Origin of the sequence: Paraburkholderia pallida, from assembly GCF_004524855.1 — a bacterium.
Lineage (GTDB): Bacteria > Pseudomonadota > Gammaproteobacteria > Burkholderiales > Burkholderiaceae > Paraburkholderia > Paraburkholderia oxyphila.
The window spans coordinates 145,338-163,307 of the sequence record NZ_CP038151.1; the positions used below are offsets into that span (position 1 = coordinate 145,338).

General features: G+C 68.4%; 11 protein-coding genes. 4 read left to right on the forward strand and 7 right to left on the reverse strand.

The genetic code is table 11. The features are described from left to right. Positions 1-22: 22 nt before the first annotated feature. From bcsE to E1956_RS35630, 5 genes are all read right to left on the reverse strand, one after another. A complete protein-coding gene (gene bcsE, locus E1956_RS35610; RefSeq protein ID WP_134758078.1) occupies positions 23-1,981 on the reverse strand; it encodes a cellulose biosynthesis protein BcsE in 1,959 nt (652 codons plus the stop codon). Between the two features lie 49 nt (positions 1,982-2,030). Then, positions 2,031-6,047, reverse strand: coding sequence for a cellulose synthase subunit BcsC-related outer membrane protein (locus E1956_RS35615; RefSeq protein ID WP_232072320.1), 4,017 nt, complete (start codon positions 6,045-6,047; stop codon positions 2,031-2,033). Further along, positions 6,017-7,354, reverse strand: a complete 1,338-nt coding sequence (gene bcsZ, locus E1956_RS35620; RefSeq protein WP_134758079.1) for a cellulose synthase complex periplasmic endoglucanase BcsZ — start codon at positions 7,352-7,354, stop codon at positions 6,017-6,019. The genes E1956_RS35615 and bcsZ overlap by 31 nt, the downstream gene beginning before the upstream one ends. A gap of 2 nt (positions 7,355-7,356) precedes the next feature. Continuing rightward, on the reverse strand, positions 7,357-9,804 hold the full coding sequence (bcsB, locus tag E1956_RS35625) for a cellulose biosynthesis cyclic di-GMP-binding regulatory protein BcsB (RefSeq protein WP_134758080.1): 2,448 nt from the start codon (positions 9,802-9,804) through the stop codon (positions 7,357-7,359). A gap of 300 nt (positions 9,805-10,104) precedes the next feature. Continuing rightward, positions 10,105-11,376 carry a LysR family transcriptional regulator gene (locus E1956_RS35630; RefSeq protein WP_134758081.1) on the reverse strand — a complete coding sequence of 424 codons (1,272 nt, stop codon included), beginning with the start codon at positions 11,374-11,376 and terminating at the stop codon, positions 10,105-10,107. Positions 11,377-11,675: 299 nt separating this feature from the next. On the opposite strand from E1956_RS35630, the gene E1956_RS35635 reads away from it, so the two are divergent. The 3 genes from E1956_RS35635 to E1956_RS35645 all read left to right on the forward strand — a co-directional run bounded on the left by E1956_RS35635 (position 11,676) and on the right by E1956_RS35645 (position 14,304). Then, a complete protein-coding gene (locus E1956_RS35635) occupies positions 11,676-12,740 on the forward strand; it encodes a lysozyme inhibitor LprI family protein (RefSeq protein WP_134758082.1) in 1,065 nt (354 codons plus the stop codon). A gap of 96 nt (positions 12,741-12,836) precedes the next feature. After that, a complete protein-coding gene (locus tag E1956_RS35640; protein ID WP_134758083.1) occupies positions 12,837-13,943 on the forward strand; it encodes an NAD(P)/FAD-dependent oxidoreductase in 1,107 nt (368 codons plus the stop codon). A gap of 67 nt (positions 13,944-14,010) precedes the next feature. After that, a complete protein-coding gene (locus E1956_RS35645) occupies positions 14,011-14,304 on the forward strand; it encodes an antibiotic biosynthesis monooxygenase family protein (protein WP_197733008.1) in 294 nt (97 codons plus the stop codon). Between the two features lie 77 nt (positions 14,305-14,381). Here the strand turns inward: E1956_RS35645 and E1956_RS35650 are convergent, their stop codons facing one another. Further along, positions 14,382-15,506, reverse strand: a complete 1,125-nt coding sequence (locus tag E1956_RS35650; RefSeq protein ID WP_134758084.1) for a CmpA/NrtA family ABC transporter substrate-binding protein — start codon at positions 15,504-15,506, stop codon at positions 14,382-14,384. 71 nt (positions 15,507-15,577) lie between these two features. Further along, entirely contained in the window at positions 15,578-16,162 is a 585-nt protein-coding gene (locus E1956_RS35655) for an ANTAR domain-containing response regulator (RefSeq protein ID WP_134758085.1), read from the reverse strand. 603 nt (positions 16,163-16,765) lie between these two features. On the opposite strand from E1956_RS35655, the gene E1956_RS35660 reads away from it, so the two are divergent. Then, a complete protein-coding gene (locus E1956_RS35660) occupies positions 16,766-17,956 on the forward strand; it encodes a helix-turn-helix transcriptional regulator (protein ID WP_418789352.1) in 1,191 nt (396 codons plus the stop codon). Positions 17,957-17,970: the final 14 nt, after the last annotated feature.

Consider the following 17,970-nt stretch of genomic DNA (forward strand, 5'->3'; position numbering starts at 1 on the left):
CAGTGAGCGTGAGGTCTTCATATCAGCGGCGTCCCTGGGCTTTGAGCGGCAGCGATACCGGGCGCGGCTCGGCGCGCGGCGCGTCGCTGCCGTCCGATTGCCATGTGCTGGGTGCCGGCACGGCAGTGGCGAATGCGGGCAGCGTCGGCAACAGGCCGCCGGCTTGGGGCGCATCGGGCGTGGCACCGTTGCCGGTCGCGGCGACAGCGTTAGCGGTAGCACGGGCGCCAGCGGCGCTTCCATCCGGTGCGCGTGCCGCCGCCTGTTCGCCCGCCAACGCCTGCGGCGCGTCCGGCGCATTCAGGGCGAGCCAGCCCGAATAATCGGGAGGCGTCTGCGTCTCGATCTCGTCGGTCAGCGTTTCGAGCAGCGCCGCGATCGATTTCGGGTCGCCGCAGCGCTGCTCGCCCTGGAAGAGCTCGGCGAGCGCCCGCTTGAACACGCGCTGGAGCACCGCGTCGGCGTCGCCGAGGCGGCAGGCGAAGAAGAACACATAGAGGCTGTCGCCCGCCGCCGTCACGATGTCGCCCGCGCGCCGCAGCACGCAGGCCTTGAGCGCGTCCACGTGGGCCACTTCGGGCATCAGCGCGAGCCGGATCAGCACGCTCGGCAGCTGGATCACGCGGCTGCGCTCCACGGCGGCGCCCACGAGCTCGACGAAGCGCGTCGCGCCCACGTAGCCGGTCTCCTCGCCGTGCATCACGCCGGCGAGCGCCTGGCGGTAGTCGGCGGGCACGGGCCGCGAATACACCTGGCCCTGCAGGCTCTCGACGATCGCCTCCACCTGGGAGAGCGTCGTGTGGCGCGGCACCACGCGGTTCGCGCCCAGGTTGAGCATCAGCGATTCGTAGCGCATCGCCACGGCTTCCTCGCGCACGATGATCTTGAGCGCGTTGCCGCATTGCAGCCGCAGCGTGTGGACCTGCTCGGCGAGCGATTCGAGCTGGCGGCTCGCGCCGAAGTCGAGGATCACGGTGGCGGCGACGGCGGTGCGCGCGGCGGCAAGCGCGGCTTCGTTGTCGTCGACCACTTGCCAGCTAGACGGCAGCACGCGCTCGTTGAGCACGGCGTCGCGCGAGGTGATCACGCGGCCCTCGTCGGGCGCGAGCAGACCCACCACGTCCATCGAGCGCTCGACCGTGCCGCTCGTGCTCGTGACCATGAGCCGGTGATCGACCGCCGCGAAGCGCAGCGGCAGCGACTGGCTGCCGAGCACCGTTTCGCCGGCGCGCCAGAACGCCACTTCCCAATGGAACTGGCCTTGCGTCTGCAGCAGTTGCGCGGCACCGGCGAAGCGCGCCTGGAAGGCGGCGAGCTCGGGGTGGGCCTCTTCATCGCCAAGGCCCGGCGGCTCGGCCACCAGCAGCACACCGTGGCGGTGCTGGGTGCACCAGTTCGCGAGCTGCGCGCCCTGGCGCGCGAGCGTGGCGGCGTCGTGCCAGGCGAAGAAGGCTTCGGCGCCCTCGATGTAGAAATGACTCGCGGGCGCCGCGCACTGGTTGGCGAGGGCGTCGAGCGCCTCGATCAGCACCTGTGCGCCATCGCGGTCCGCGAGCGGGACGAGCGAGCAGACGTTGGCCCAGTGATGGGTCGCGCCGGGCCGGTCGATGTCGATGCCGTGATCGCGCAGCGTGGCCGCGATGCTCGCGCCGTCGCGCGTGGAGAGCACTGTCGCGGGGCCTTCGAGCGCGGCGGCGGCGGTCTGCCAGAACAGCGCGTCGCGCGCCGGCGAGGCGCTGGCATAGACGACGTGCACCTGGCCCGGGCCCAGCGCGGCGAGCGCGGGCGGCAGGCCCTCGATGGCGAGCGGCTCGCGCCGCGAGAGGCGCGCGAGCAGTGACGGGTGCGGCTCGCGGCCAGCGCCCGTGGCGGGCGTCGCCACGCCGGGCGCAGCAGCGCCCGCCGCGGACGCGTGGGCGCCAGCGGGCGGCCGTGCGGACGGCGCCGGTTCAGAGGCGGAGTCGCGTGCGGGCTCGTTCATCGTCGTGTCTCCGGCAGCGCGGTTTGCATCGAAATCTTCATACGACGTCTCAATAATCTGAGTATGGCCTCACTGGCGTCGGTGGGTAAGGTACCGGGCCATGCTGTGGCGAGAAGAAATAGCGCAGATACACGAGCCCCACATTCGGCGCGTAGTCGCGCGAGCGGTCGAGCCGGAAGCGCCCGCCCGCCACGAAATGCGGGGTGATGCGGTACTCGAGCGCCGCCTCCACGGCATAGCTGAAGCCGCCGCCCGAGCCGCCGCCGAAGTACGGATTGCCGGCCGCGGCCTGCAACGCCGGATTCGTGGGGAAGTACGGCGAGCGGTCCTCGTTCGTGAACGAGACGCCGACGGAGCCGTCGATCTCCCACGAGAGCTTCTGGTAGCGGCCTTTCCAGTCGAGCGGGATGCCGAACGAGAGGTAGCTCTGCGGGCTGTAATAGCCGCCGTTGCCGAACGTGTAGAAGTGCTCGTTTTTCGAGTACTGCCAGTAGTTGATCGTGAGGCCGCTCGAGACGTCCTGGTCGGGCCGTTTCCAGACCGTCCAGTCGTAGCCACTGCGCACCTTGAACTCCTGGTTGGTCGGCACGTTGGAGCCGGTCAGGAGGCCGAAGCCGAGGCTCGTGAACAGCGTGCCGGGGCCGAAGTCGTGCGCGCCGCGCACCGTGAAGCCATTGCGCACGACTCCGCCCCAGGTCTCGCCGGTGACCGGGTCGCGGCCGCCCGCGTACGACACGAGGCTGCTCGTCATGGCGCGGCGAGAGACGTCGACGGACACCGACGCGCGCGAGAAGTCGTAGCGGTACGACAAGCCGCCCAGCACGCTCGAGATCGGGAAGCCGAGCGGCGTGGAGCCGATATCGGCACGCCAGTTGGTGTTCGCGCGGTTGTACTCGTAGCCCGCCGCGAGCGCGACGCCCGTGGCGGTCTCGTTGATCGACGGAATCCTGTTCCTGGTCGCGGCGTCGACGGCCGGAACCGTGCCGTAGTCGTAGGACCCGAGGCTGCCCGCGGGCAGCGCGCCGGCGTTCAGATAGACCGTGTCGGCGTGGAAGAAATAGTGGCCCGTGTAGCCGTCCGGAATGCGCACGTAGAGCGGAATTTCCGTGGCGTGCAGCTCCGAGATGCCGGGGTCGCCCGAGAGGTTCGACTGATACCACTCGGTTGCGACCTGCCCCTGGCGGCGGTCCTCCAGCCCTTGCAGCGCGCGGCCCGCGGACGTGAGGCCGTCGGGGCCGGGCTGCTCGCCTTCGGCCTGCTCCTGCGTGAGCGAGTTGCGGTAGAGGCTCGCGGCCTCGTTGTAGTCGCCGCGCGACTGCGCCACGCGCCCGGCCTGGGTGGTGACGTCCGAGCGGTCGGGGTAGCGCGCGCGCAGCGGGTCGATCACGTCCTGCGCTTCCTGGTCGAGCCCCTGCGCCGTGAAGCGCCGCGCGATGGCCAGGCGCGTATCGACGTCGTCGGCGGGGGTGTCGGCCAATACGCCGCGCACCATCTCGGCGGCCTCCCGGTCGCGGCCCATGCGCTCCAGCATGCGCGCAACCGTCAGACGCGCATCGGCATCGCCGGGCTGTTGCGCCAGCACCTGTTGCGCGGACGCCATCGCGCCCTTGTAGTCGCCCTTCGCCTCGAGCAGGTCGGCCTGCTCCAGCAGCCAGCGGCGGCTCGACTTGAGCCGTTCGGGCACGGCGTCGAGCGTGCGCTGCGCGCTCCTCAAGTTGCCGCTTTCGATCAGACGGTCGGTCGCGCGTACCGCTAGGCGCAGCTCCTGGTCGTCGAGGTCGGCGCGCTGCTCGTCGGTGAGTCCGGGCCGCGCGCGCGTGGCGTCGATCCACTTGGCCCAGTCGTCGTCGCGATTGGCGGCGGCGAGCAGCTCGCCGTAGCGCACGCGCGCGCCGTTGGCCGCCGGGTCGTCGGGGTGCGCCGCCAGCCAGTCCTGCACGAGCGCGAGGCCCTTGTCCGTTTCGCCGATGGCGATCCATTCGCGCCCCACCGAGGCCAGCATTTGCGGGTCGTTGGTGGCGTTGGCGTCGGCGGCGGCCGAATCGAGCACGGCGCGCGCCTCGTCTTCCTTGCCCTGCGCGATCAGCTGGCGGGCCTGCGCGAGCTTCTTCTGTGCCGCGAGGTTGCCCATCAGGCTGCGCATGCTGTCGCTGCGCTCGGCGGCCGGCACGGCGTCGAGCTGCGCGATGGCGCCGTCCACGTCGTCCACCGAATTCAGATAGAGCGCCGTGGCGTAGTGCATGTCGGGCGACTGCGAGACCTTCAGGCCGTCCTCCATCACCGTGCGGCCGAGCGCGGGCAGCCCGAGATCGCGGTACTGGCGCGCGAGCGTGAAGCGCAGCCAGGCGTCGTCGGGCGTGAGTCGCACGGCGTCCTCGAGTTTGGCGATGGCCGGGCTCTTGAGGTTCTCGGCCAGCAACTGGTCGGCCTGGATCGCGAGCAGCTCGGCGTGCAGGCGCTTGAGCTCCGCTGTGGAGCCCGTGAGGCGCGGCGTCGTCGCCGTGATGAGCGGGCCGATCTCGTTGTCGCGATGGGTGGCGCGCAGCACCGTCACGAGGCTGCGCAGCGCGTCCATGTCGGGCGTTTTCGCGTCGACGAGCGGACGCAGCACGGCTTCGGCCTCGGTCCACTTCTTCTGCGCGATGAGCGAGTCGGCGAGGATGTGCTCGGCGTCGGTGTTGCCCGGATCGAGCTTGAGCGCCTCGCGGGCGAGGGCCTCGCCCTGCTCGGGCTGGCCTTGCGAGTTGGCCGCGCGCGCCTTGGCAATGGTGCCCCAGATCGTGGCCGTCTTTTCGAGGCTGCGCCACTTGCCGGCATTGTCGGGGTCGAGCTTCAGCGCGCGCGCGAACAGTTCACGCGCTTCGTCGTGGCGGCCTTCGCGCAGGCGCACGAGGCCGAGCGCGCCCAGCGTCGCGCCGTCGTTCGGGTCCGCGCGCTGGGCCGTCTGCAGCGAGGCTTCGGCATCCTTGAGATCGCCGCGCTGCAATTGCGCGAGGCCACGCTCGCGCGCCGCCGCGCCGGGACCCGCCGGACGCGCGCGCGCGGCGGTCGATGCGCCGCCCGACGTGTTGCCCGCCTCGATGCTCGCCGGCGGCACGTAGCCCTTGCCGCTCGCCGCTGCCGCGTTGGCCTGCGCGACGCCCTTCGGCCCGAGCTTCAGCGCGAGGTCGGCCACGGTCTGCCGGGCGTCGGTGTCGTCGGGCACTTCCTGCAAATAGCGCTGATACCAGACGTAGTAGGCCGGATCGTCGCGGCCCGCGCTGTTGAGCGCGGCACGCCAGTAGTCGAGTGCGCGCGCGCGGTTGCTGTCCTGACGCTGGTACACGCCATAGATCAGGTTCAGGCCTTCCATGCGCGTGTTGGGGCGGTCGGTGAGCAGGTCGCCGAGGGTCAGCGCAGCGACCGTATCGTTCGGGTTCTGCTTGATCCGCGCGCGCAGCTCGTTGATCGCTTGCACGCGGCCGTCGGCCGAGCCCGCGATGATGCGGTAGTAGTCCCGCTCGATATCGCCCTTGGGCGCGCCGTTCGGGAACAGCTTGCGCATGCGCGCCGCGGCTTCCTCGCCCTTGCCCGCGTTCGCGAGCAGACGGATCTGTGCAAGCTCGTTCTTGTCGGTCGTGGCGAGGCGGTAGGCGTCGGCGAGCTCCTGGGTCGCGCTCGCGTTCGGCGCGGTCTTTTTCAGTTGCGCGAGGATCTTCGCCGCCTCGGCCGTGTGGTTCAGGCGCAACTCGATCTGACCCATCAGCGCGAGCGCGTCGGCCTGTTGCGGATCGAACAGCAGGGCCTTCTGCACGAGACCGCGCGCGACGTCGGGGCGGTTCTTCGTCATCCACATACGCGCCGCCGACAGCAGCTGCGCGGCCTGCGCCGAGGGCGCGGCGGCGTTCGCGGCCGGTTGCGGGGCGTTTTGCGCGGACGGTGCGCCCGGTGCGCCCGCTGCGTTTTGCGCACGCGCGCCGCAGGGCAGCGCCGCGATCAGCAGCGCTAGCAGCGGCGTGAGCGAGGGCGCGCGGCGCGGCGGCCTCGCGCGGAGGGTCAGCGCGGTGCCGGGCATCGGGTCGTCCATGCGGGCGCGACGCGGCCTTGCGCGTCGAAATGGTAGAGGCCTTGCAGATAGCCGAGGCCGAACAGCATCAGCACGCTGCTGTAGTAGCCGGGCGGCGACTTCTGCGCGAGCGCGCGGCTGCGCTGGATCTGCGCGTCGGCGAGGTCGGTGCGGCCCAGCGCCGAAAGATACGGGGCGACCGCCGCCGAGAATCCGCCGTTGCCTTCGTTCGGGCCCGGCGTGCCGGTTTGCGTGTCCACGCGCTCGGGCGGGAAGCCGTGCGCCGCCACGAAGCTCGAGAGCGGCGCGAAAGTCGCGAGCGTGGCGCTGCGCAACGGATCGTCGTAAGCGAGCATGCCCGCCCACAGGTAGACGCGGATCGCGTTGTAGGCGCTTTCGGCGTGGGTCTGCGCGTCGGGGGCGAAGGTGCCCTTGCCGCCGCTCTGGGCGCGATATTCCACCCAGTCCGGCGAGTAGCCGTGCGGCGCGGTGCCGTTGACGAGCTTCGTCGAACTGTCGAGCATCGCCTTCCATTCAGGCGCTTCCGGCGCGGCCTGCAGCGCGAGCGCGAAGCGCCGCATCAGTTGCAGCGGCACATAGCTCGGATTGAGCCGCCATGTGTTCTTGTCGAGCTTGAAGCCCACCGGCCCGGGCAGCACGGTGCGGCCGAGGCCCGGCAACTCGGCGCTCTCCTGGCGCACGATGTTGCGCGCCATCAGCGTGCCGAGCGCGGTGTAGCGGCGCTCGTTCCAGAGACGTCCCGCTTCGAGCAGCGTGTAGGCGATCCAGAGGTCCGCGTCGCTGGCGGAGTTCGCGTCGATCACGCCCCACGCGGGCTTTTGCGCATGCGCACCACCCGCGTCGCTCGCCGCGGCGCTCGATGCTGCGGAGGCGGGCAGCGCCGCGCCATCCTCGCCGATATCGGTGCGCCCCCAGATCCACGCGGGCAGGTGGGTCGCGAGATCGCCCTGGGCGAGGTTGTTCTCGGTCCATGTGAGGACCTTGTCGAAGCTCGCGCGGTCGTTCGCGACGAGCGCGAAGAACAGCGCGTAGGACTGGCCCTCCGACACGGTGACCTGGCGCGGCGTGCTCGCGTCGATGACGCGGCCGTCGGCGCTGATGAGGTCGTGCTTGAAGGTGTTCCAGTCGGGCCATGCACAGGCGGCCGCCGGCGCAGACGGCGCTTGCGCCGCGCCGCCCGTGCCCGCCGCCGCCGCCGTGCCGGCCGCATGGGCCGCCTCGAGAGGCAACAGCGTCGGCAACAGCGGCGCGAGCACGCAGGCGCTGGCCGCGAGCCAGCGCGCGAGGCTGGACGATGCGCGACGCATGATCAGTCTCCGGTGCGGCGCAAGGCCATGCGGCCCAGCGCCCAGAACACCGTGAATGCGACGATGAGACCCGCCAGGATGCCCGCGAGCGCCATCAGCGACGGATAGCGCGAGATGTGCACCCACAGGCGCGCATACCACGGCAGGTCGCCGACGAAGTAGCGCTCGCCCACGCGCAGGCCTTCCACCTCGCCGTGCCGCACGACGCTCAGGTCGCCGTGCACGAGCGCGATCTTGGTGCTGTCCTCCAGGGCGTCGAGCACGTCGCCGAGCTGCGCCGAGGACGTGCTGGTGAGCGCCACGACGCTGCGGTCCGACGTGAGCGGCGACTCGAAGCCAATCAGCGCGGCCATCGGCCCGCCGAGCGAGACGATCGAGCGGCCCTTGGGCGTGGCTTCATCGTCGTCGTCCTCGGTGCCGCCGAGCCAGCCCGGCCAGCCGCCCTTCTGGTCGCGCGTCGCCACTTCGGTCTTGCCCTGCTCGATGAGCAGCGGCAGGTCCTTGCCCCACTTGGAGAGCAGATTCGCGGCCGAGCCCGAGCCAATCACGAGCAGGTCGTCGCCGCTCACGCTGTCGATCTGGCTGGCGGGCGTGAGCTTCACGCGCAGCGTGGGCAGGCCGGTCCATTGGCCCATGTGGCCGAGCATCGTGAGCACGGCCTCCTGATCCTTCACGTCGGGCGCGTCGGGAATCACCACGGCCGTGTCCGAGAGGTCCGCCATGCGCGTGAACGGATAGCCGCTGTTGGCGAAGTAGGCGAGGTTCGGCAGCGCCGTGTAGTGCGCGAAGCCGCTGAAGTCGACTACCGAGTCGGGGTCGACGGCGGCGCGCGCGATGTCGGCGGCCGTCGACGAGCACAGGCCCGCCTTCTGCGAGTCGATATGGAACTGGAACTGGAACTGGTTGTTCGAGCCCACGCGGAACGCCGGAATCTCGAGGTTGCTCGTGGCGCGCGCATCGGTGCCCGAGAGCAGCGGCACGGCGATGCGCGTCTCGTCGGAGGCGCGCGTGATCGGCTTCAGGCGCTGCGAGCGCACGAGCTGCTCGTTGATGCTCACGTTGAGGATCGAGTCGTTCCACGTGGACGGCGCCGTGTAGCGATAGCGGATGTCGAGCGGCACGTTGCTGTGCGCCCACGCGTAGAGGTCGGCCGGCACGCGCATGTTCACGCGGATCGCGGGCGGGTTGTAGCCCGAGACCTGCAGCTGCTGCGGGTCGCTCACGAGTTCGCGCAGCATCACGGGGCGGTCGGTGGGCACCCAGTTGGGCGCGTCATAGGGCTTGCGCGCCGGGCCGAGATCCACGGACTGCACCACCACGCTGCTGCCCGCCATGCCGGCCTGACCGAGCACGAGCGCGTCGGCGGCCTTCTCGAGCTCCTCGGGCGTGCGGCCCGCGACCACGAGCAGCTTGCGGCCCGATTGCGGATCGGCGGCGGGATTGTTCATCACCGTGATCGTCGGACCCTTGATCTCGGGCAGCGTGATGCCCTCGGGCACCTGGCCCGGCAGCGCGAGCGCGATGGCATTGGCGTCGGCGGGGACGGTGCGCGAGACAGGAAAACGTGCGCCGCGATAGCTCGCGAGCGCGCCGAACCACGACGCGACCACGCCCGCCGCGCGCAGCGTGGGCACGCCCGCGTTGGCCGCGAGCACGAACGGCAGGCGCAGGAGGCTTTGGTCGTGCTTGTCGAAGAACGGCGCGGGCAGCAGCCCGAGACTGTTGGGCAGGTCGATGGCCGCCGTATTGAGCGTGAGCGTGCTTTCGGGCGCGACGTCGGCCCACAGCGCCGAGTGATACGGGTCTTCGCAGTGATCGAGCGTGTAATGCGCGATCATCTGCACGTTGATGCGGTTGAAGTCGGTGAAGAGACGCGGATCGAGATTGATCTCGCTCGTCACGAGCTGGCCGGCCGTTTCCTTCACGAGCGGAATGGTGGCGACCACTTCGCCGTTCACGAACACTTTCAGATGCGACAGCGGATAGATGAGCGACGGCGAGTACGTATAGATGAGCCGCAGCTTTGCGCCGGTGACGACCTCGTCGGTGCGCACCTCGACATTCATGTAGCCCGTGGGGTCGAGCCCGCGCAGTTGCAGCGGGCCGTAGGAACCCAGTTGACGCAGCGTGAAGACGTGCGTGCGCGGCAGGCCCATCGGGGCGGACGCGGGATTGGCGGCGGGCATCGCGATCGTGCCGGGCGCGGTCTGGATGACGGCGGGGCCGCTGCCGTCCGCGGTGGTCGCGATGGTGCCGGGCACGCCGCCCAGCGAAGCATCGGGGGAGCCGGTCGTGGCACCCGAGGCGACGAAAGGCGGCGCGACGGGCGCCGCGGCGGATGCCGCGCCGGGAGTCGCTTTGGCAGCCGGCTTGTCGGCTGCAAGGAGGCTGGACGTCAACAGCAGGCCAGCCGTCAACGCGCCAAGGCGGACAGGTACGGAAACTCGCATCGCAAACGGCCCCTTGTCTTGTTCGCGACGGCTACCTCCGATCTGCACAGTCAGCCGTCTGGTGATATTGGCGGTCTAGCGTCGCCCGCCGGGCACTGCGCTGACACATCTCGAAATTCGTCGGAGTTTATCTGACTCTCATCAATCGCGGCAGATGATTGCTCACCGTTTATTGCAACCTAATCGTTAATTATTGTTACGTGACAGATAAGTATTGACGGCAGCCCCGCTTTCGTATTGCTGGGACCCTCGTGCAGCGTTATGCGTTGCGAATGCGCGCCGCGTGCACGGCGCGCATTTTCATCGCGCGGCCAGTTTGCCAATGCGGCCTTCCGCCCCGCGTGTGGAGGGTTGGGCATCGGTGGCCGCGAGCCGGATCGCATCGATCAATGCGCGCGCGGCCGGTGAAGGCGCGCTATCAGCGCGCAAGGTGAGGCCGATCTCGCGCCGCGTGCTCGAGAGCGGCACGTCGAGCACCGCGAGCTGGCCCGACGCGATCTCGTAGTGCAACTGTTGCGCGCAGACCGCGGCGACCATGTCCGTGCCCATCAGCACGCCTCGAATCACCGCGAGGTCGGCGGTCTCGACGCTCGGCATCGGCGGCTTGAGCTTCAGGCGCCTGAACTGCGCTTCGAAGAGCGCGTGCGCGGGCGAATGCATGCGCGGGGCGATCCATTGCGCATCGCGCAGGTCGCTCAGGCTCATGCCTTTCTGCCGCACGAGCGGATGGCCGCTGCGTGCGAGCACGACCATGTCTTCGGCGACAAGGCGCTCATTGGCTAACCCGCTCGCCGCATCGTCTTCGCGCAGCGCGCCGAGCATGAAATCGATGTCCCCCGCATGCAGGCGCGCCACCAGCACGTCATAGGCGCTTTCGTCCGTGACCACGCGCACGCCGGGATGCAGCGCGCTCATGCGCGCAATGGCGCCGGGAAGCATCAGCGTGCGGCCGAGCGGCAGCGCGCCCACCGTTGCCGTGCCCTGAATGCTGCCGTGCAGCGCGGCGATATCGTCGGGCACATGGCGCAGTTCGTTCAGCGCGCGCCGCACGTGCAGAAGGAAAATCTCGCCCTCGGGCGTGAGCTGCAAGCCGAGCGGGCTGCGGTGAAACAGCGTGATGCCCGAGCCGCTCTCGAGCACGCGCATGGCGCTGCTCACAGCGGGCTGGCTGATGCCGAACGCGCCGGCCGTGCTCGGCATGTGACGGTGGCGCGCGAGCGCCACGAAGAGTTGCAGGCGCCGCGTATTGAGCAGCCACGGCGGCAGGGTGCCTTCGGGCAGGGCGCGGCGGTGCGTCTGGCGCGACTTGCACCATTGCGCAAGCGTTTCGAGCTCGATAAAGATGCGCGCGCAACGATCAAGCGCGACGCGCCCCGCGGCGGTGGGCAGCATGCCGGAGGCCCTGCGCTCGAAGAGCGGCTCGCCGAGCGCCGTTTCGAGTTCCTGCACCGAGCGCGTGACGGCCGATTGCGCACGGTAGAGCGAGGCGGCGGCGCGCGTGGCGCTGCCCGTTTCGGCGACGAGACGGAACGCGTGCAGATGCGCGAGGTTGAGCAGATCGACGGGATTCATGCGGTCCCCGCAATCCAATACGCATGATCGGCCGGTAGATCGAGACGCTCCTTCGAGTTGGGGGTGTGCTCTTTCATGCGGGTCTCCACGCTGACTGCGTGATTCTGCGCTGCTTCCGCAATTGGCGTCTGTAAGCGGGCCATACAGGCAGAGACCGGCCGTCACGCTCCGCCTTCCTGTATCCTCCATCGCACTTTGTCGGACCGTACGCCCGCGTGTGTCACGGCGGCGGCCTTCAATATGGGCGAAGCACGGCAAGTGAGCGGACCGTCCAGAACAACTCTTCCAGGCAAAACGCGATGAATCGATTTATTTTGCATACCGTATTGGGCGCGCTTGCATTGGCCGGAGCACTACTCGCACCAGGCCTCGCGGCGGCGGCCAGCTTCGATTGCAGCAAGGCGGCTTCGGCGACCGAAAAGCGCATCTGCGCTTCGCCGCGCCTCAGCAGCATGGATACGCAACTCACCGTGCTCTATCAGAAGCGCGCCGCCGGCGCGGACGCGGCGGCATGGCGCGACGATCAACGCGCGTGGTTGCGCGAGCGCGATCAATGCGGCGACGCGGCCTGCCTCGCCCAGGCGTATAGCGAGCGCCTCGTCGTGCTAGCGAACGGCGCGGGTCCGTTCCACTGGCAAGGCAAGTGGTGGCGCGTGGATGCGAGCGGCCACTATGGCTCCGCGCTCACCATCAAGCATGTTTCGCCGCATGGCTTGCAGTTCGGATTCGACGCGTATGCGGGCGCCAACTCGGGCGCGCTCGAAGGCAGCGCGGCATTCGGCAAGGACCAGGCGGCGCATTACACGGGCAACGCGAAGGACTTCACGCAAAACTGCGAGCTGACCTTCAGGCGCAAGATCAACCGCATCGAGGTCGCGCAGAAGGGCGATTCGGGGGACTGCGGCGCGGGTGCGGGCGTGCTCTTCGATGGCACTTACGTGAGCGCCGCACAGGACCCGAACGCGAAGGCGGATCTGCTCACCCTCGGTGTCGTGAAGACGTCCGCGCAGGACGACGGCATCCGCAAGTTGCTGGGCCGCGACTACGATGCGCTGCTCGCTACAGCCGGCTCCGTGAGCGACGACGGCGCCGCTGCCGGCATGCCGGGCGTCACGGTGGTCAGCACCTTCGTGCGCGGCATCGCGTGCGATACGAAATCGATCGTGATGTACGACGCGAGCGGCCACTACTGGATCGCGCTGTGGTCGCCGCAGGCGCAAGCGGGCAAGGACGGCACGAGCATCACGGAGCTGAAGTACTACACCAACGTGGCCGCCGACAAAAAGGCGCTGCCGAAGCCGATCGACGCGCAACGCAACCAGGTGTGCCCCTCGGAGCGGGAGGTCGTGCGGATGATGCCGTGATACGGCACGTCGCCCACGCTCGCGCGCGGACGTGGGCGCGAAACAGGCACAATAACGCCACCTTTAAAGCGTTCGCGTGAAGAGGAGTGAATTTCGATGACTGACACGGTCGATTGCGTCGTGATCGGTGCGGGGGTGGTTGGCCTGGCGATCGCACGAGCGTGCGCGCTGCAAGGCTGGGAGACCGTGCTCGTCGAGGCTGAGAACGCCATCGGCACGGGCACCAGCTCACGCAATAGCGAGGTGATTCACGCGGGCATCTATTATCCGCAGGGCTCGCTCAAGGCGCGGCTATGCGTGCAGGGCAAGCAGCGCCTCTACGCGTATTGCGACGAGAAGGGCGTGCCGTACGAGCGCTGCGGCAAGTTCATCGTCGCGACGCACGAAGGGCAGCTCGATGCGCTGCGAGCAATACGCGCCGCCGCCGAGGCCAACGGCGTGGACGACCTGCGCTGGCTCGAACGCGGCGAAGCGCAGGCGCGCGAGCGCGCGCTCCATTGCGTGGCGGCGCTCGAGTCGCCCTCAACGGGCATCGTGGACAGCCATGGCCTCATGCTCGCGCTGCAAGGCGATTTTGAGGCGGCCGGCGGCATGCTCGCGTTCTGCTCGCCGGTGACGGGCGGCGTGACGCAAGCCGGGCAGCCGATTCTGCTGAAGGTGGGCGGCGAAGAACCGATGGAGCTGTGCGCGCGGCGTGTGATCAATAGCGCAGGGCTTTACGCGCAACAGGTGGCGGCGTCGATCGACGGCATCCCGGTTGGCTCGATTGCACCGGGGCGCTACGCGAAGGGCAATTACTATTCGCTTTCGGGTGCCTCGCCGTTCTCGCGCCTTATTTATCCCATTCCCGAAGAGGGCGGCCTGGGCGTCCACCTGACGATCGATCTTGGTCACCAGGCGCGCTTCGGCCCCGACGTCGAGTGGATCGACACGATCGACTACACCGTCGATCCCAGCCGTTCGGCGAAATTCTACGAGGCGATCCGCAGCTACTGGCCCGACTTGCCCGATGGCGCGTTGCAGCCGGGCTATGCGGGCATCCGCCCGAAGCTGGCGGGCGCCAGTGACTTTCTGATTCAGGATGCGCGCGAGCATGGCGTGCGCGGGCTCGTGAATCTTTACGGCATCGAATCGCCGGGATTGACGGCCTCGCTCGCGATTGCGGAAGAAGTGGTCGCGCGATTGAACGGCGAGGCGTGGTAACGTTAGGCGCGTGCCGCAACTGTGCGCGCATTCATGAAGCAAAAGAACGAAGAGAAAGGAGCAGAACGTGGTCTACGAAATGGCGCACATCTCCGTGCTGGCCGGCAAGAACGCCGAATTTGAAGCTGCCGTGGGGCAAGCCCTGCCGCTATTCCATCGCGCGCGCGGCTGCACCGGTGTCGAATTGCAGCGCAGTGTGGAGGAGCCGAATCAGTACGTGCTCGTCGTGCAATGGGACACTGTGGAAGACCATATGGTCCACTTTCGCGAGTCGGCCGACTTCCAGGTGTGGCGGAGCCTCGTGGGTCCGTACTTCGAGAAGCCGCCGGTTGTGGGGCATACGCAGGTGGTGGTGAAGTAAGCGGCGAGCGAGTTGCGCGCGCGCTTGCCGTGGCGCACGACGCTTGCATGCCTCTGGGGTGAGGGATCGGCACCTGCTCAAACTCTCACCCCAAACCCCTCCACATAAGCCGCGGGATTCATTCCATCCCAAACTTTCCCATCGACGAAAGCCGGCTTGCGCAAGGCCTCAAATACCTCAACTCCCATCGCCCGCGCCGCCTCCCGATACAGCGCCGTCTGATTCACCCCCTGCGCGATCTCCCGATAATCGTCGCGCCGCGCCATCATCCCCCAGCGCTCGAACTGGGTCAGGAACCAGACTCCTTCGGACTCCAACGGATCGTTCACCGCGCCGTCCTCGAAGAACTTCATGCGCATCCCATCCGGAACGCCAGCGCCCTCGAGCTGCTCCGCGATCAACGCCGAATCCACGCCCAGCATTTCCGGCCGCGCGAGCCATTGCGCGATTTCCCTGCGATGTCCCGCGCCATCGAGCCATCGGCACGCCTCCAGCATCGTCTGCACGAGCGCACGCGCCGTATTCGGGTAGCGCGTAACGAAATCGCGCCGGCATGCGAGCACTTTCTCGGGATGAGCGGGCCAGATTTCGCCGCTGCGGATCACGGTGCGCCCCACGCCGCGCTGCTGCGCCAGCGCGGACCACGGCTCGCCCACGCACAGGCCGTCGAGCCGCTCTTCGGTCAGCGCGGCCACCATCTGGGGCGGCGGAATCACCACGCTCTCGATGTCGCGCAGCGGATGCACGCCCTGCGCGGCGAGCCAGTAGTACAGCCACATCGCGTGTGTGCCGGTCGGAAAGGTCTGCGCGAACACGGGCTTGCGCTCGAGCGTCGCGAGCGCGCGCGGCAGCGTGCCGTGTTCGGCCAGCGCGTCGGCAAGGCGGTTCGATAGCGTGATTGCCTGGCCATTGCGGTTGAGCACCATCAGCACGCCCATGTCCTGCTGCGGTCCGCCAATGCCGAGCTGCACCCCGTACACGAGACCGTAGAGCGTATGCGCGGCATCGAGCTCGCCCGCAAGCAGCTTGTCGCGCAGCGCGGCCCACGAGGGCTGGCGCGAAAGCTCCAGCGTGAGACCGTGCGCGTGGCCGAATTCGAGCAGCTTCGCGGCGACGAGCGGTGCCGCGTCGGCGAGCGGCACGAAGCCTATCTTCAGGTGCGTCTTCTCTGGCGCGGCGGGCGGGGGGGAGGTGGCGTTCATGGTCGGCGCTTCATTCGTGCTCGTTCGTGCTCAATCTGGCTGGTGCGAACCGTCGCGGTGATCTGCATCGGTCATTTGCGGGGTTCCGGCGGCTCGAACGTCGCGACGATCTGGCGCGCGACCTCGGCGAGCTTCAGGCTCTGGTTCATCGCGCGTTTGCGCAGCGTCGCATAGGCGGCGGGCTCGGACATCTTCTGCTGCTCCATCAGGATGCGCTTCGCACGGTCGATCAGCTTGCGCTCGGCCAGCTCGTTCTCGGCCTGGGTCAGCCGCTCGCGCAATTGCGCCTCTTGCGCGAAGCGCGCGAGCGCGACTTCGAGAATGGGCGCAATGCGCTCGCCCGCGAGCCCTTCCACGAGATACGCGGTCACGCCCGCCTGCACGGCCGAGCGAATGAGCTGCTGGTTCGCGTCGTTGCTGAACATCAGCACGGGGCGCGGCGCCGTGGCGTTCATCACGGCGAGCTGCTCGAGCGTGTCGCGCGACGGCGATTCGGTGTCGACGATGATCACGTCGGGCCGCTCGAGCTCGACGGCGCGATGCAGCGCCTGCGGCGTCGCGGGATTGGCGAGCATCTCGTAGCCGAGCCGCGCGAGCGCGTCGCGCAGATCGCCGATGGGCTTGTCGGTATCGGTTACGAGCAGGACACGCAGCATGATGTTTCGGTGGTCGGCGGCATGAAAACTTCGACGGGTGATCGGTCGATTCTTTTTAAGAGTAAGCCGCGATTTGACGGTGCGTGCGAACATGCATCGTTCAAGCAAATGATGTGCCAGTTTTGAAGTTGCACTCGAACAATGCGGGGCGCCCGCAGCCACCGATCGACGGGCGTACGTGGATGGCGGCGTGGTGCACTTCAGCAGTGCGCTGTGCCACTGGCCGCACTCAACTGGCGCAACGCCGCTACGCAAGCGATATGGCAGCCATGACGCTTCAAGGCTTAATTTGCAACTAACAGCCCAGCCCGCCAACCCTCTCCAAACAGACGCACGAGATGACGAAACGGGGCCGTTCCTCAACACCGGCGCGGCAGGTATACCCGCGTTCGTGTTTTCCCTGGCCGCCGCAAGCGCCCATGCAGCCACGTAAAGGGGTTTGCAGCGCACCGCAGCGGTGCGCGCATCATCCACATGGACGATGGTTTGCGCACCTGAATCGAGCAGGCTCTTCGTTTGGTGAAGATCCCGATGGCAGCGTCCGGCGCGTTCCTTAAGCTGGGTGCCTCGCCCAGACGGGGGAAGCCGGATGGAGGCCGGAGCATGCTGATGGAGACAAAATGGGCTCAGCACGAGAGCCAGTTGATGAGCGAGGAGGCAGGCGTCTGCGTGGCGGAGTTCAGCGAGCTGGCGGACCGCATCTATCAGGGGCCGCTGGAGACGCGGCCGTGGACGGGCGCGCTGGACCTGATACGGCGGCGCCTGCGCGCCAACTATGTGACGCTGATCCTGCGCGTCGCGGGCAATGACCGCCGCTCGCCGCTTTCGGTGCACGCGTCGGAGTTCGGCCCCGAGGTGCCCGACGCGGCCTCGTATAACGACTACTACTATTCGATCGACCCGTTCGTGGGCCTGCCCGCCGATCGCGTCGTCACCGTGGACGAGGTGTTCGGCGACACGGGCTGGCTCTCGAGCGAGTTCTACAAGCAGTTCCTCAAACCCTCCGACGTGCGCCATATTCTCGGCGCGGATCTGCGTACGCAGTCGGGCGTCGAGTGCCGTCTGCGCGTGTGCCGCGGTCACGCGGAAAAGCCCTTTTCGTCGGCCGACAAGGCGTTCTGCACGTTGCTGCTGCCGCATCTGAAGCGCGCGGTCGAACTGCATTCGCGGCTCGACACGGTCGAGGTCGAGCGCTCGATGTACGCGAACGCCATCAACCGGATGCAGGTCGGCACGATCACGCTCGACATGAACGGCGTCATCATCGACGCGAACGGCGTCGCCAACGAGATCCTCGCGCAGAACAACGGCCTGTGCATCGCGCGCGGCACCGTCGAGGCGAGCAATGCGGCCGAGAACCGTACGCTCCAGCGGCTGATCCGGCAGGCGGTGATGGGGCACCTCGGCACGGCAGCGCCGATCGTCGAGGCGATCCCCATCACGCGCAGTTACGACAAGCCGCGCCTCGGGCTGCTGGTGCGCACGATCCTGCTCTCGGACTGGTCGGAGGACAACAAGCGGCGCGCTGCCGTCGCGCTCTTCCTGCGCGATCCCGACCGCAAGCCGCAGGGCGCGCAGGAGATCATCCGCAAGCTCTTCGACCTCACGCCCGCCGAGGCGTCGCTCGCGCTCATGCTCACCAACGGGCTCACGCTCGACGAGGCGGCCGAAGAGTCGGGCATCAGCAAGAACACCGCGCGCACGCATTTGCGCGCGATCTTCTCGAAGACTGGCGTGGCGCGCCAGGCGACGCTCGTGCGCATTCTGCTCGGCAGCGTCGTGCCAATGGGCTGAGCGTCGCAATCGAC

What these genes read in the sequence shown, in the direction of transcription:
- E1956_RS35640 (WP_134758083.1), top strand. Translation starts at nt 12,837, where the DNA reads ATGACTGACACGGTCGATTGCGTCGTGATCGGTGCGGGGGTGGTTGGC.
- E1956_RS35615 (WP_232072320.1), bottom strand. Translation starts at nt 6,047, where the DNA reads ATGGACGACCCGATGCCCGGCACCGCGCTGACCCTCCGCGCGAGGCCG.
- E1956_RS35660 (WP_418789352.1), top strand. Translation starts at nt 16,766, where the DNA reads ATGCTGATGGAGACAAAATGGGCTCAGCACGAGAGCCAGTTGATGAGC.
- E1956_RS35630 (WP_134758081.1), bottom strand. Translation starts at nt 11,376, where the DNA reads ATGAATCCCGTCGATCTGCTCAACCTCGCGCATCTGCACGCGTTCCGT.
- E1956_RS35635 (WP_134758082.1), top strand. Translation starts at nt 11,676, where the DNA reads ATGAATCGATTTATTTTGCATACCGTATTGGGCGCGCTTGCATTGGCC.
- bcsE (WP_134758078.1), bottom strand. Translation starts at nt 1,981, where the DNA reads ATGAACGAGCCCGCACGCGACTCCGCCTCTGAACCGGCGCCGTCCGCA.
- E1956_RS35655 (WP_134758085.1), bottom strand. Translation starts at nt 16,162, where the DNA reads ATGCTGCGTGTCCTGCTCGTAACCGATACCGACAAGCCCATCGGCGAT.
- bcsB (WP_134758080.1), bottom strand. Translation starts at nt 9,804, where the DNA reads ATGCGAGTTTCCGTACCTGTCCGCCTTGGCGCGTTGACGGCTGGCCTG.
- E1956_RS35650 (WP_134758084.1), bottom strand. Translation starts at nt 15,506, where the DNA reads ATGAACGCCACCTCCCCCCCGCCCGCCGCGCCAGAGAAGACGCACCTG.
- bcsZ (WP_134758079.1), bottom strand. Translation starts at nt 7,354, where the DNA reads ATGCGTCGCGCATCGTCCAGCCTCGCGCGCTGGCTCGCGGCCAGCGCC.